Consider the following 14,124-nt stretch of genomic DNA (forward strand, 5'->3'; position numbering starts at 1 on the left):
ACTCACTGTTCTACCTTCCTTTCCCATGATCCGTAACTTCCTACTTGTTTTGCTTTTTGCGTGGGGCTGGTTTGCCACTAGCAGCCACGCGCAAGAGCGCCACACGCTCTTATTCAACGAGGACTGGCGCTTTCACAAAGGCGACGTGGCCGCCGGCGAAACGCCTACCCTCGACGACCACGCCTGGCGCACCGTGCTGCTCCCCCACGATTGGAGCATCGAGGGGCCGTTCAGCCAGGAGTGGGCCAGCGCCACGGCTTTCTTACCGGGCGGCGTAGGTTGGTATCGGAAGTCGTTTGAGGTGCCGACTGAGCTGCGCTCGAAGAAGGTGTTTGTGTATTTCGATGGCGTGTATAAAAACAGCGAGGTGTGGCTGAACGGTCACTCGCTGGGCAAGCGCCCCAGCGGCTTTGCCTCCTTCGAGTACGAGCTCACGCCTTACCTAAACCCAGGCGGCAAGAACGTGCTGGCCGTGAAAGTAGAGCACAGCCAAGTGGCCGATTCGCGTTGGTACACCGGCTCGGGCATCTACCGCAACGTGTACCTCGTGGGTACCGAGCCCGTGCACGTGGCGCGGTGGGGGGTAGGCTTCACCACGCCCGAGGTGACCGAGGCATCAGCCACGGGTCAGGTAACGGTAGCCGTCACCAATGCCACGGCTGCCGCTACGCCAGTGCTGGTAAAGGCTATTCTATCAGATGCTAAGGGCAAGGAAGTCGCCACCACCCAGCAGCAAGTGCAGGCCCAACCCGGCACCGATACGCCAGCTGCTCTCACGCTGAAAATCAACAAGCCTACCCTATGGTCGGTGGGGCATCCCTACCTCTACAAGTTGCGCGTGGCGCTGGAGGTGCAGGGCAAGCCCACGGACGCAGTAGAGGAGGAGGTAGGCGTGCGCACCATCCGGTTTGATGCCGCCCAGGGCTTCTTTCTGAACAACAAGAACATGAAGCTCAAAGGCGTATGCCTGCACGACGATGCCGGCGCCTTGGGTGTGGCTGTGCCCGCCGAGGTGTGGGAGCGGCGCCTGAAGACCTTGAAAGAGGTAGGCTGCAACTCCATCCGGATGAGCCACAACCCCCACGCCGACTACTTCTACACGCTCTGCGACCGGATGGGTTTCCTGGTGATGGACGAGGCCTTTGACGAGTGGGAGGTAGGCAAAAACAAGTGGGTAGAGGGTTGGAACGTGGGCACGCCGGCCAAGTTCGGCTCGCATGAGCACTTCCAGGAGTGGGCCGACCGCGACCTGCGCGACATGATTCTGCGCAACCGCAACCGGCCTTCTATTATTATGTGGAGCATCGGCAACGAAATCGACTACCCTAATGACCCCTACTCCCACGAGGTACTGAACACCGGCCGCAATCCACAGATCTACGGCAAAGGCTTCCTACCCAACCATCCACCGGCTAGTCGGCTGGGCGTGCTGGCCCGGCACCTGGTGGAGGTAGCCAAGCAGTACGACACCTCGCGGCCCATTACGGCGGCGCTGGCGGGCGTGGTGATGTCCAACTTCACCGACTTTCCCGAAGTTCTGGACGTGGTGGGCTACAACTATCAGGAGTTTCGCTACCCCGAAGACCACCAAAAATACCCCAAGCGCATCATCTACGGCAGCGAAAATGGCATGGGCCGCGATGCCTGGGCGGCAGTTGACACCAACGCATACATCTCGGCCCAATACCTCTGGACCGGCATCGACTACCTCGGTGAGGCCGGCAAGTGGCCCCAGCGCAGCAACGGCGCGGGCCTGCTGGATATGGCTGGTTTCCCGAAACCCGAGTACTACTTCCGCCAAAGCCTGTGGGCTACCAAGCCTATGGTATACGCTGCCGTGGCACCCGCGCCCAAAACCGGCGACTCGCCCAACGTGAGTCACCGACGGCTTCAGCCTACCTGGAACTGGCCGGCTGGGGAGCAGGTGCGGGTGGTTGGCTTCACGAATTGCGAAGCCACGGAGCTATTTCTCAACGGAAAATCACTGGGCCGCAAAACCGGCCGCGAGGTGTATTGGGACGTGCCCTACCAGCCGGGTACTCTCTTGCTCAAAGGCTTCAATAAGGGCAAGGAGGTCAGTCGCTCGGAGCTGCGCACGGCCGCCGCGCCGCATGCCCTGCACGCCACCGCCTACCAGACCAAACTAGCAGCCAGCACCCACGAGTTGGCGCAAATTGAAGTAACTATAGTTGACGAAAAAGACAACCTGGTTCCTGATGCGGCCAACGAAGTAACAGTGTCGGTGCAGGGCCCTGGTAGGGTAGTGGGCATCGAAAGCGGCGACCTGGCGAGTCATGAGGACTATCAGGCGCCCAGGCACCGGGCCTACCACGGCAAGCTGCTGGTATTTGTGCAGCCCACAGCTGCCGGGAATATTACTGTGCAAGTGCAAGCACCGGGGCTACGGAGTCGGCAAGTAAAGCTGCGGGCGAAGTAGGCAATGATGAAGCGGTATAGCCCATAATTCATTTTTCATAGGGTAGGGAAATAGCTGTTACTTTAACCTCCTCAACCTTGCCCTACCCTATGAAATCCTACCTTGTTCTTGCCCTATTGGCCTGCGCTACGGCCACCCATGCCCAAACGAAGCCTATCAAGGTGGAAGTCAAGCAAGCCAATGGCCGCTACGAGCTGCTGCGCGGCGGCCAGCCCTACTTTATAAAAGGAGCCGGCGGCGGGCAGTTTCCTGAGCGAGTAAAGGCTTATGGAGGCAACTCCATCCGCACTTGGAGCACCAACGGCGCCGACAAAGTGTTAGCCGATGCTAACAAAAACGGCCTCACCGTGATGATGGGCCTCGATGTGGTCCGCGAGCGGCACGGTTTCGACTACAACAATCCCCAGGCCGTGGCCGAGCAGCTGCAAAAGGTGCGCGCCGAGGTGCTGAAGTACAAAGACAATCCGGCCGTGCTATTCTGGGGCATCGGCAATGAGCTGAATCTGGAGTACAAGAACCCCAAGGTGTGGGACGCCGTGCAGCAGATTGCCCAGATGATTCATGAGGTAGACCCCAACCACCCCACCAGCACCGTGCTGGCCGGCCTCAACCAAGCAGAGGTAGATTACATCAAGGCCAAATGCCCGGCCGTGGATATCCTCAGCATCAACACCTACGCTGGGCTGGCGGCTATTCCGCAACAGGTGCGCGCCATCGGCTGGACTGGCCCCTACGTGGTGGCTGAGTGGGGCCCCACTGGCCACTGGGAAAGCCCCGTTACGCCCTGGAAAGCCTCGGTGGAGGAAACCAGCAGCCAAAAAGCCGCCGTGTACAAAAGCCGCTATGAGGCCTCAGTAGCCAAGGACAAAACCCAGTGCCTGGGCACCTACGTGTTCTTGTGGGGGCAGAAGCAGGAGCGCACGCCTACCTGGTACGGCATCTTCACGGAGGATGGCAAAGAGTCGGAGGTGGTGGATGTGATGCAGTACCTGTGGAGTGGCAAGTGGCCGCAGAACCGCGCCCCTCATTTGGCCGCGTTTCGCTTGAACGGCAAACTGGCGACTGACTCGGTGTACCTGGAGCCCAACCGCTCCTACACGGCCCTCGCCACCGTAACAGACCCCGACAACGACCCGCTCACCTACCGTTGGGAGCTGCTGCCGGAAAGCACCGACCTCAAATCGGGCGGCGACCGGGAAAGCCGCCCTGCTGCTATTTCTGGCCTGATTCCGGCCAACGCAAAAGGCCAAACTACTCTTAAAGCTCCTGCCAAAGCGGGGGGCTACCGTCTGTTTATCTACGCCTACGATGGGCACGATAACGTAGCCACGGCCAACATCCCGTTTTATGTGAAATAGGAAGCTGCGAGTAGTGGGATGGTGCAGTGATGAGATGGTGAAATGAAAAGACATGTGTCATCCTGAGCTTGCGAAGGACCTTCTCACACTAGAACAAGTCGTTGTGATGACTGTCGTTCAGCTGTAAACAGGTCCTTCGCAAGCTCAGGATGACACGCGTCTTTTAACTCACTATTACTACTTCACAAACTCAGAATTTTACTGCCCTACCTCCCCGCTAGCTCTACCCGCAGGGGTTCTTCGTTGGTGATTTCCTCGTTGCCGGCTTTCAGGACCACGTCGCCTACCTTCAGCGGGCCGAATACCTGAATCTGGCCCATGGTTTCGTCGCCTTTTTGCACATCTACCAACTCGGCGCGGTTGTTTTTCACCCGGATGACGTAGGTGCGCTCGGCCGTGCTGACCACCGCCGAGCGGGGCACAAACAGGCTGCTCTTGGCGGCATTTACGGGTACGGTAGCAGTGGCAAACATGCCCGGTCGCAGCCGGTTTTTAACGTTCGGAATGTCGATTTCAATCTGCTCGGAGCGGGTTTCGGGCCGCACGCTATTCGCTACGCGGCTGATGGTGCCCATAAAGGTTTCGCTCGGAAACGTACGCACCATAAAGCGCACCGTGTCGCGCACGTGGATGCTGCCCACGTAGGCCTCGGGTACGGCCAGGCGCAGGCGCAAGCGGCTGAGCTGCCGGATTTTGACGATAGGCAAGTTGGTTTGGCCGCCTGGCCCCACAAAGGCACCGGGCGCCAGATTACGCTCCGTCACCACGCCCGCAAAAGGCGCCGTGATGCGCAGGTAGCCCGCCATCTGGCTGGCCGCCTCGTAGTGCGCCCGCCCGGCCGTTACCAACAGGCTATCGGACAAGGCTTTGGCGTGCGCCTGCTCCAGATTCAGCGGCGATACGGCGCCAGCCGTGCGGCTCGTGACCAGTAGGCGGTGGTAGGCGGCGCGGCTGGAGCTATAGCTGGCCTGCGAGGCTTTCAGCTGCGACAGTGCCTCGCTAAGGGCCGCCGTTAGCTCGGGGGCTTCCAGCTCGGCCAGTAGCTGCCCCGGTCGCACAGCATCGCCAATATCGACGTGCAGGCGCTTGAGGTAGCTGTTCACGCGTGGGTAAATGTCGGTTTGGTAGTAGCTGTCCAGCTCGCCGGGTAGGCTGAGGGAGCGGGTAGGCTGCGCGGCTGTCACCTGCACCGCGTCGTAGGGCAAGTCGGCGGCCGGCTCCTCGGTCACCACCTCCTTGGTGTCGCCGTGGGAGCAGCTGCCCAGTAGGCCAGTGGCTAGGCAGAGAGTCAGGAAAGAGCGGGCAATAGTCATGAGATAAGGCAGTAGGAAGTACGTTGAGGGAGAAAATCCCGCCTAGGCGTGCACGGGCTCGGCCAGCGCCGGGCGCGACGCAGGGGCGTCGGCTTTGGCTTCGGCGGCATCATAGGTGGTGCTGTCCGGGTCGTCTGGGTCGAGCGAGACAGAATCGAAGGACGTCTTGCGCTGCACGGCGGCAAAGGCTATGGGCAGAATGAACAGAGCCGCTACAGTAGAGGCCAGCAGGCCGCCAATCACGGCGCGGCCCAGCGGCGCGGTTTGCTCGCCCGCGTCACCCAGCCCCGAAGCCATCGGAATCATACCGAACACCATGGCAATGGAGGTCATGAGGATGGGCCGCAGGCGGGCAGCGCCGGCGTCGCGGGCGGCCGATACGGCATCGCGGTAGCGCAGGCGCAGGCCCTCGGCATTGGTAACCACCAGTACCGCATTCGCCACCGACACACCCACCGACATAATCAGACCCATATACGATTGCAGATTCAGGGTCTGACCCGTACCCAGCAGCAGCATGAGCGCCCCGGCCAGCACAGCCGGTACCGTCACGAGCACTACCCCCGCCACTTTAAACGACTGGTAGTTAGCTGCCAGCAGCAGGAAAATCACCACCACAGCCAAACCAAGACCAGTTTGCAGGCTACCCATGGTTTCCTGAAGCAGTTGCGAGAGGCCGCGCAGCTCCACCACCGAGCCCTTGGGTGGGTCGCCCACGTCGTTGATGGCCGCCTGCACGGCGCGGGTGGCCGTGCCCAGGTCCTGCTGGTTTATGTTGGCTGATACCGTCACGATGCGGCGCGGGCCAATGCGGTCGTATTGGCCGGGCTGAGTGGCGGGGCGCAGCGTGGCCACGTCGGCCAGGGTAGGGCGCAGCTGGCCGGGTACCAGCGGAATGTTCTGCATGTCAGCCTTGGAGCGCATCTGTTGCGCTTCCATCTGCACCTGCACCTGGTAGGCAAAGCCCTTGCTGCGGTCAAGCCACAGGTTTTTGGCTGTGAAGCGGCTACTGGAGGTAGCGGCCACCAGCGAGCGGGCAATCTGATCGGGAGTGAGGCCGAACTGCGCTGCCCGTTCCCGGTCAATCTCTACCTGCATGGTAGGGTAGCTCAGGGGCTGGTTGATGCGGACGTCGCGCAGGGCGGGTATCTTCTTCAGGCGGCGCACCAGCTTTTCGGCGTACTGCTCGCCCTCGCCTAGGTCTTTGCCCCCCACCAGAATCTCAATGGGCGTTTGGGCGCCCTGGCTCATGATTTTGTCGGTGAGGCTGATGGGCTCAAACGTAATAGAAACGTCGAGCAAGTGCTTTTTTACGGCGGCCCGGATCTGCTCTTTCAGGGCGTCCATCGACTCCACCTCGTAGTTCTCGGCCAGGCTCACCTGCAAAACAGCCTCGTTAGGACCGGAGTTGAACACGTACAGGGCACTAGTGCCGTAGCTGGAAGGCGTCATGCCCACGAAAGCCGAGCTGATGGCGATATTTCCGGGGCCTACGATCTGCTCAATCAGCTGAATTACTTCCTTCGTGCGCTGCTCGGTGCGCTCAATGCGCATGCCCTGAGGCGCCAGAATACGCATTTGAAATTGCCGCGAGTGCGTGATCTGAGGCATCATGTCCTGACCAATCGACATGAAGCCCCAGCCGATGAGGGCCACGCAGGCCACTGCGTAAATCGTCAGGGTAAGGGCACGATGGGCCAGCAGGCCGTCGAGCAGGCGCAGGTAGCGCACTTTCACTCGTTCGAAACCGGTTACTTTCTCGGGCTGGCCGGCATCGTGGTGCGCCGGGTTGGGCGCTTCGGCTGGTTTGCCGGGGGCATGCTCAGGAGCATCCTCGTGCGGGTGGTCTTTCAGCCACCAGTTGGCCACCACCGGCACAAACACCTGCGACAAGAGGTAGGACACGATAATGGAAAAGCCTACCGACAGCGACAGCGGGATGAACATGCCGCGCGGCACACCCGTCATCAAAAAGGCGGGCGCAAACACGGCCAGGATGCTGAGCGTGATGAGCAGCAACGGAAACGATACTTCCTTCGACGCATCCAGAATTGCCCGTGCCTTGGGCTTGCCCATCTCCAGGTGCTGGTGAATATTCTCAATCACCACCGTTCCCTGGTCAACCAAGATACCAATGGCTAGCGCCAACCCACTCAGGGTCATGATGTTAATAGTCTGACCCGTGAGCTGAAGCATGAGCACGGCCGCCAACAGCGAAAACGGAATGGTCAGAATGACGATGATGGAGCTGCGGAAGTCGCCAAGGAATAGCAGCACCACCAAGCCGGTGAGCAGCGCCCCGATGCCGCCTTCCACCAATAGGCTGTGCACGGCCTGCTCCACGTAAATGGACTGGTCGAACTCGTAGCTCAGGCGGATGTTGTCGGGCAGCAGGCTTTGCATCTCCGGCAGCTTGGCTTTCAGATCGTTTACCACGCTCATGGTAGAAGCATCGGCCGATTTGGTAACGGGGATGTACACCGAGCGTTTGCCGTTGATGAGGGCATAGCCCACGGGCACGTCGGTGGCGTCTTCCACCGTGGCAATGTCGCGGATGAACACCGTGGGGCCTACCCCTTGCCGCAGCGGCACGTCGAGGAAGTCGCCTACCTTTTCCATCACCGAGTTGCTGGGCGTCATAATCATGTAATCGCCGATACCCACCGAGCCAGCCGGCGAAATCCGGTTGTTTTTCACCACGGCCTCCACAATCTCGTCGGGCGTCAGCTCGTAGCTTTTCATGCGCTCGGGGTTCACCCGAATCACGATGGTGCGCTCGTTGCCGCCAAACGGCGACGGCGCCGAGGCTCCTGGAATCTGCGAAAACAGCGGCCGGATGCGCGTAGAGGCTAAATCCTGCATTTGCCCCAACGTGGCCGAGCGGCTACTAAACACCAGTTGCCCCACCGGCAGGCTCGACGCGTCGAAGCGTACCACGGTAGGCGGTACCGAGCCGGGCGGTAGGTAGTTCACCACGCGGTTTACCTGGCTGGCTACCTCGCCGGCGGCCTGAGCCATGTTGGTGTCTTCGTAGAACGTGCACTTAATCAGGCACAACCCTTGAATGTTCTTCACCTCCACGTCCTTGATGCCCGACACGTACAGCATCTGGTTCTGGTAGCGCGTCGAGATAAAACCCTCCATCTGGGCAGGCGTCATGCCCCCATAAGGCTGCGCAATGTAGATGGTCGGCAGGTTGAGACGCGGGAAAATATCAATCGGGATGCGCCCCAGGGCCAGCCCCGCAAACACGAGGATGCCCAGCAGCGCCACTATCACGGCAATTGGTTTGGATAAGGCAGCTTTTATCATGAGGGGAAAGGTGAAGTTGTGAAGTGGTGAGGTGGTGAATGGCGGTCTAATGAGCCTCATTCACCATCTCACAGCTGCTCCAGCAGCACGTGCAGGTCGCCGTTGGTGGCGGCGCGCAGGAGCAGGGCGCGCCAAAGGTTGTTCACGGCCAGGGCCTGGTCGGTTTCGGCGCGGTTGAGGGTAAGGGCAGCTTGGGTGAGCACCACCAGATTGTCGAGGCCGGCGTCGTAGCGAGCTTTGGCCTGCACGTAGGCGCGGCGGGCCGCATCAAGCTGGCGCGGGGCTTCCTGGGCGGCTTGGTCAGCAATTTCCAGTTGCAGCACTGCGTTTTGCCGTTCGGTTTGCAGCAGCAGCACTTGCTGGTTGTACTCGGCTTGCGCCTGGGTCACGCGCTTTTGCTGGGCCGTAGTGGCGTACTTGGTGCGCCACAGCTCCGTAATGTTCCACGACAAAGCACCACCCACCACGTAGTTATACGCCTTGAAGGGTAGGCCAGCACCCAACGACGGGTCGATGGGGTAGGTGCCATCGGTGCCGGTGCGGTTGCCGATGCCCGAGCCGCGCCCCCACGTGGCCCCCACCAGCGACAGGGTGGGGCGCTTGTTCATGAGCAGCAGGTTGTTCTGGGCTTCGCTGGCCCGCACGCGCTGCTGTGCTGCCCGCAAAATAGGCGGCAGGTGCATGGTGTCGGAGTACACGGCCGGAGCAATGTTGGGCAGCTTGGTGTAAAACTCCATCGAGTCGAGCTGAATGGCCTGCGTGGGCGTGCCCAGTAGGCTGGCCAGCTGCACGCGCTGCTGCAAAGCCTGCTGCTGGCTGGTCAGAAACTGCAACTGCGCCCGCGAGTTTTCGGCATTCGTAGTGGAGCTGTCGATGCCCGGCCGGATGCCCGACATAGCGCCGGCCCGGATAACCCGCCGCAACGACTGCGTGCGTTTCAGATTGGCCCGCTGCAATTCCACCGATTTTTGTGCCACCAAGGCCAGCATAAAGGCATCGGCCACGCGCACCTGGTGCGCAAACAGCTCCTGCTCGTAGTCGGCCTGAGCTTGGTTGGTGGCGGCGTTGGCCCGCTCCAGGGTAGCGCGGTAGCGCCCGAAGGTGAGCACCGGCCACTCCACCACCAAGCCGCCTTGGCTGGTCCAGGTGGTTTGGCTGTTAAAGTCGGGCCGCACCCCGGTAACACCAAGGGCGCCACCCGGCAGCACCGCGCCGCGCACCTGATTGGAGGTGCCGTGGGCAACCTGCGCCTGGGCCGTAATCTGGGGTAGGAAGTTGGCGCGGTTCGTCCGCACATCGGCGGCGGCGGCATCCACAGAAGCCTGCCGTGCCCGCAGCGCTGGGTAGTTGGTGCGGGCCAGCTCCAGCGCTTGCGTGAGCGTGAGCGGCGACGAGGGCACAGTCTGCGCCACGGCGGGCCTGATGGCGGCTATACTCAGCAGGCCCACTACTAGCAGCACCAGCAGGCGGCGGTCAGCCATTACGATATACGGAGAGGAAAGCGTTACTAACATGATGTCAGCAAAGCTAGATTCGCGGTATTAGACTGATGTTAGTGATGGATTAGAAGTTATTAGAACGCCTTCTAATGTGCTTATTCGGCTACGCCATCGATGTTTCTGTCGCAAACTCTAGGGTAGAATAAGAGGATGCGTTGCCCAGCCCACCTTGGCCACTTTCATTCAGTAGCGCCTTAAAAATTCACTATGCGTAGTGAAATAAAATCGTATGACGTAAACATGCGTCATAATGAGTCGTATATTTACGTCATACTTCGCACCTCTGCTGATGACGTACGCCAAAACCGCCGCATTCACCCAAGAGCAACAGCTACTCGCCCGCGTAGCCAAGGCGCTGGCTCACCCGGCGCGGGTAGCTATTATTCAGTTTTTGGCTAGTAAGAAAACTTGTATTTCGGGCGATATCGCGGCCGAGCTGCCGCTTTCGCGCACCACAGTATCACAGCACCTGCAAGAGCTGAAAGCGCTGGACCTGATTCGCGGCGAAATCGACGGCCTCACGATTTGCTACTGCCTCAATACGGAGTTGCTCCAGCAGGTACAACAGCAGTTTGCGGCCTTTTTCGACGAGGCTACTCGCGGCGGTGCGGTCTGCGGGCCAGACGACGCCTGCGCGTGCTAGGGCCACTCTACTTTTCGCTCTTTTAGAAGAACATCAATACGAACAACGCCATGAAAATCTCTGAAATCAAACAGGCCCTCGCCGAAGTAGAAGCTGTCAATTTTCGCCTGCCCTCGGGCGAATACTTGCCCGCGCATTTCCACGTGACGGAAGTGGGCCTGGTCAGCAAGCATTTCATCGACTGTGGCGGCGTGGAGCGCCGCGAAACCGTGGCCAACTTCCAGCTCTGGGAGGCCGGCGACTACGACCACCGGCTGGCCCCGCAGAAGTTTCTACACATCCTGGAGGTATCGCAGCGCATTCTGGGCACCGAGGACCTTGCTATTGAGGTGGAGTACCAGCAGGCAACCATCGGCAAGTTTGGGCTGACGCGGGAGGGAAATGACTTTGTGCTAACGCCTAAGCAAACTGCCTGCCTAGCGCAGGATGCCTGCGGTATTCCCGACGCCCAGCCGTTTGCCCTACCCCAGTTGCAGATGGCGGGCGCTGCCTGCACGCCGGGCGGCGGGTGCTGCTAATAACGTGGCCTCACGGCGCGGTCAGAAAGGACCGCGCCGGTTCGTTTTTGTCTCCACTCTTGCTTTCCTCCCGATGACCATTGCCTTTTTCTCCGACGTGCATGGCAACCTGCCGGCGCTGGAAGCCGTGCTGGCCGATATAGACCAGCGCCGTCCGGATATGGTTTTCTGTCTCGGCGACCTAGTAGGCTACGCGCCTTGGCCCAACGAGGTAGTGAACGAGGTGCGTCGCCGCGGCATTCCTACCCTGGCCGGCAACTACGACCAGGGCATTGGGCTGGCGAGCAACAATTGCGGCTGCGCCTACAAAACCGACACTGACAAGGACTTGGGCGCCCAAAGTATTGCCTACACCAACCGCGTGATAGGTGAAGCGGAGCGGCGCTACCTGCGCCTGTTGCCCAAGCACATGCGCCTCGACTTTCAGGAGGAACCCTGCACACTGAGTCTACTAATGGTGCATGGCTCGCCGCGCAAAATCAATGAGTATCTGTTTGAAGACCGGCCCGAAGCCAGCTTCCAGCGGATGCTGCAAGACGCGCAAGCCGACGTGCTGCTCTTCGGTCACACTCATAAGCCCTACCACCGCACCTTGGCCTACGAGCACGAGGGCGAAACCCGCTACCGCTATGCCCTGAACATCGGCTCGGTGGGCAAGCCCAAAGACGGCGACCCGCGCGCCGCCTACCAGCTCCTGCACCTGGATGAGCAGACTACGCTGACGGACCCTACCCGTGTACGCTCGGAGTTGGTGCGGGTAGCATACGACGTAGAGAAAGCCGCACGGGCCGTAGAGGCCTCGCCGCTGCCCAACGAGTACGCCGATATGTTGCGCAAGGCATACTAAGCGCCCTACCCAATGACTACAATGCGCTTGAGTGCAAGCATACCCTTGAGATGAGCGTAAACTCGTTAACTACCCTTTCAGTAGAGGTAAGCTGACCTCAGCAATGGTGCCGCCACCCGGCCGGGGTAGTAGCCGCAGCACGCCTTGGTGCAGCTGCAAAATCTCGTGCGCTAGCGTCAGGCCGATGCCAAAACCGCCAATGCGCTCCACGTTGCTCCCCCGAATCAGGGGCTGAAAAATGTGTTGTAGGTCGGTGGGTGAAATGCCAATGCCTTGGTCCTCAATGCAAAGTCGTATACCCTGGTCGGTGTTCATCTCCAAGTGCAAGGCCACGGGCTGCTCCGCTGAATACTTGCAGGCATTGTCTACCAGGTTTCCCAGCGCCGTGCGCAGCAGGTGGCGGTTGCCGAGCACGGTGGGCGGCGTGTGCTGCCGCTCCACGCCCTCGCTCACGGCCAGCGACAGACGCTGCTGGGGGCGCTGGTGCTGCACAGTATCAATCACATCCAGCAAAATGTCCATCACCTCCAGCGGCTGCCGATCCAGGGTAGGGGCCAGGCCGCCAAGGCGGGCCAGGTGCAGCAGGCCGTTGGTCAGCTCCGTGAGCTTGTCCAGCTCCTGGGCCGCGTGGCTGATGCTTTCTTTCAGGCTAGGCACGTCGGTATCGTAGTCCAGGGAGGTTTCCAGCCAGCCTTTGATGGTGGTGAGGGGCGTGCGGAGCTCGTGCGAGGCCTGCGCAATGAAGGCTTGCTGACTGGCCGCCAGAGCTTCCTGCCGCGTGAGTAGGTCGTTGAAGGCCGTGGCCAGCACGCCTACCTCATCGTGGGGGGTGGAGGCCCGCAGACGAAAGCCGGACGCCTGGGAGCCCGGCGCCCGCAACTGCCGAATCAGAAAATTGAACGGGGCCAGCGCCCGGCTGGCAAAGAGCAACCCCAGCCCGGCCACCACTACCACGGCCATCAAGTTGCCGTAGAGCAGCGAGTTCAGCAAGCTATACTGGCGGGTGTAGCCGTTACTGTCGTAGGCCGTCACGATGGCTACATACTCGCCGGGCGCGCCGGGTTTGCGGTACATAATGGCCACACCATCCTTGGGGTAGCGGTGGCCGGGGCTATGAAACGAAAAAGCATGTTCTTTTTTCTCCCGCACCCGCGCCAGAAACGACGGGGTAGCGTGGAAGTCCTGGCCGTGCAGGCTATGGTAGAGCGGCGTGTTGTCGGGGGCATACAGGTACTCGGCCTGTTCGGGTAGGGAAGCCAGGATATTGCTCATGGTCGTGTCGCCGAGCACCTGCTCTACCACATAGGCCTTGCGCGTGAGGCGGGCTGTGAACGACTCCTGCCGAAAGTCAACATAGCTCAGGTACACGTAGACGGAGAAGGCCAGCAGAATCAGGCCCACCAGGCCGCTGAACCACAGCAGCAGCTTGTGTTTGATCTGAAGCCGCGCCGCCATCAGCCCTGCATCAAATAGCCCATGCCTACCACCGTGTGCAGCAGCTTCTGCCCAAAGTTCTTGTCGATTTTCTTGCGCAAGTAGTTGATGTACACATCAATCACGTTGGTATTGGTGTCGAAGTGCAGGTCCCAAACTTTCTCGGCAATTTCCACCCGGCTCACGGTTTTGCCCTTGTTCACCATCAGAAACTCCAGCAAGGCATACTCGCGGGTGGTCAGCTCGATGCGCTGCCCGGCCCGGCGCACAATGCGGGCGTCCACGTCCATTTCCAGATCGGCTACCTGCAGCAGAGCGTGCTGGCCGGCGTAGGAAACGCTACGGCGGGCCAGCGCCCGAATGCGCAGCAGCAGCTCCCGAAACACGAAGGGCTTCACGAGGTAGTCGTCGGCGCCTACTCCAAAACCGCTTTCCTTGTCCTGCATGCTATCCAGGGCCGTGAGCATGAGCACGGCCTGGCGCGGCGAGTGTTGCTTGATGTATCGGCACAGCTCGAAGCCGTTGATGTGCGGCAGGTTCACGTCCAGAATCACCACGTCGTAGGGCTGCTGGTCGAACAGGCGCTGGCCCATCAGGCCATCGTAGGCCACTTCCAGCTCGTAGTTTTCGCTTTCGATGCCCTTTCGGATAAACGAGGCCAGACTTACTTCATCTTCGATGAGGAGAATTTTCAAGGCAATAGCTGTATTGAGTTTCAAGAAATGCCTACTCCTGTATAATATAATAGGGGAGCTGGCGGTAG

At 60.3% G+C, this 14,124-nt stretch carries 10 protein-coding genes; 5 read left to right on the forward strand and 5 right to left on the reverse strand.

Going from position 1 to position 14,124, the window contains the following annotated elements; genetic code table 11:
* The first annotated feature begins 25 nt into the window (after positions 1-25).
* A complete protein-coding gene (locus tag MUN82_RS03220; protein ID WP_245094947.1) occupies positions 26-2,437 on the forward strand; it encodes a glycoside hydrolase family 2 TIM barrel-domain containing protein in 2,412 nt (803 codons plus the stop codon).
* An 89-nt stretch (positions 2,438-2,526) separates the two neighbouring features.
* Positions 2,527-3,795: a glycoside hydrolase family 2 TIM barrel-domain containing protein gene (locus MUN82_RS03225; protein ID WP_245094949.1), complete on the forward strand. Its 1,269-nt coding sequence runs from the start codon at positions 2,527-2,529 to the stop codon at positions 3,793-3,795.
* Between the two features lie 206 nt (positions 3,796-4,001).
* On the opposite strand, the gene MUN82_RS03230 is transcribed toward MUN82_RS03225, so the two are convergent.
* The 3 genes from MUN82_RS03230 to MUN82_RS03240 form a co-directional block, all read right to left on the reverse strand.
* On the reverse strand, positions 4,002-5,108 hold the full coding sequence (locus MUN82_RS03230) for an efflux RND transporter periplasmic adaptor subunit (protein ID WP_245094951.1): 1,107 nt from the start codon (positions 5,106-5,108) through the stop codon (positions 4,002-4,004).
* Positions 5,109-5,150: 42 nt separating this feature from the next.
* A complete protein-coding gene (locus MUN82_RS03235) occupies positions 5,151-8,420 on the reverse strand; it encodes an efflux RND transporter permease subunit (protein ID WP_245094953.1) in 3,270 nt (1,089 codons plus the stop codon).
* A gap of 68 nt (positions 8,421-8,488) precedes the next feature.
* Complete coding sequence (locus MUN82_RS03240) at positions 8,489-9,901, reverse strand: TolC family protein (protein ID WP_245094954.1); 1,413 nt, start codon at positions 9,899-9,901, stop codon at positions 8,489-8,491.
* A gap of 268 nt (positions 9,902-10,169) precedes the next feature.
* Here MUN82_RS03240 and MUN82_RS03245 point away from each other — a divergent pair, with 268 nt between their 5' ends.
* From MUN82_RS03245 to MUN82_RS03255, 3 genes are all read left to right on the forward strand, one after another.
* Positions 10,170-10,562 carry an ArsR/SmtB family transcription factor gene (locus MUN82_RS03245; protein WP_245094956.1) on the forward strand — a complete coding sequence of 131 codons (393 nt, stop codon included), beginning with the start codon at positions 10,170-10,172 and terminating at the stop codon, positions 10,560-10,562.
* Positions 10,563-10,612: 50 nt separating this feature from the next.
* The gene (locus MUN82_RS03250; RefSeq protein ID WP_245094958.1) at positions 10,613-11,080 is read left to right on the forward strand and encodes a DUF6428 family protein; all 468 of its coding nucleotides are present in this window, start codon (positions 10,613-10,615) and stop codon (positions 11,078-11,080) included.
* Between the two features lie 73 nt (positions 11,081-11,153).
* Positions 11,154-11,927: a metallophosphoesterase family protein gene (locus MUN82_RS03255; RefSeq protein WP_245094960.1), complete on the forward strand. Its 774-nt coding sequence runs from the start codon at positions 11,154-11,156 to the stop codon at positions 11,925-11,927.
* 69 nt (positions 11,928-11,996) lie between these two features.
* On the opposite strand, the gene MUN82_RS03260 is transcribed toward MUN82_RS03255, so the two are convergent.
* Positions 11,997-13,382 (reverse strand): sensor histidine kinase, encoded by a 1,386-nt coding sequence (locus MUN82_RS03260; protein WP_245094962.1) that lies wholly within the window; start codon positions 13,380-13,382, stop codon positions 11,997-11,999.
* Positions 13,382-14,056: a response regulator transcription factor gene (locus MUN82_RS03265; protein WP_245094963.1), complete on the reverse strand. Its 675-nt coding sequence runs from the start codon at positions 14,054-14,056 to the stop codon at positions 13,382-13,384. The genes MUN82_RS03260 and MUN82_RS03265 overlap by 1 nt, the downstream gene beginning before the upstream one ends.
* Between the last annotated feature and the right edge of the window lie 68 nt (positions 14,057-14,124).

Origin of the sequence: Hymenobacter aerilatus, from assembly GCF_022921095.1 — a bacterium.
Classification (GTDB): Bacteria; Bacteroidota; Bacteroidia; order Cytophagales; family Hymenobacteraceae; genus Hymenobacter; species Hymenobacter aerilatus.

Coding starts and splice junctions, on each gene's coding strand:
- MUN82_RS03220 (WP_245094947.1), top strand. CDS start 26: ATGATCCGTAACTTCCTACTTGTTTTGCTTTTTGCGTGGGGCTGGTTT.
- MUN82_RS03260 (WP_245094962.1), bottom strand. CDS start 13,382: ATGGCGGCGCGGCTTCAGATCAAACACAAGCTGCTGCTGTGGTTCAGC.
- MUN82_RS03245 (WP_245094956.1), top strand. CDS start 10,170: ATGAGTCGTATATTTACGTCATACTTCGCACCTCTGCTGATGACGTAC.
- MUN82_RS03240 (WP_245094954.1), bottom strand. CDS start 9,901: ATGGCTGACCGCCGCCTGCTGGTGCTGCTAGTAGTGGGCCTGCTGAGT.
- MUN82_RS03250 (WP_245094958.1), top strand. CDS start 10,613: ATGAAAATCTCTGAAATCAAACAGGCCCTCGCCGAAGTAGAAGCTGTC.
- MUN82_RS03235 (WP_245094953.1), bottom strand. CDS start 8,420: ATGATAAAAGCTGCCTTATCCAAACCAATTGCCGTGATAGTGGCGCTG.
- MUN82_RS03230 (WP_245094951.1), bottom strand. CDS start 5,108: ATGACTATTGCCCGCTCTTTCCTGACTCTCTGCCTAGCCACTGGCCTA.
- MUN82_RS03225 (WP_245094949.1), top strand. CDS start 2,527: ATGAAATCCTACCTTGTTCTTGCCCTATTGGCCTGCGCTACGGCCACC.
- MUN82_RS03255 (WP_245094960.1), top strand. CDS start 11,154: ATGACCATTGCCTTTTTCTCCGACGTGCATGGCAACCTGCCGGCGCTG.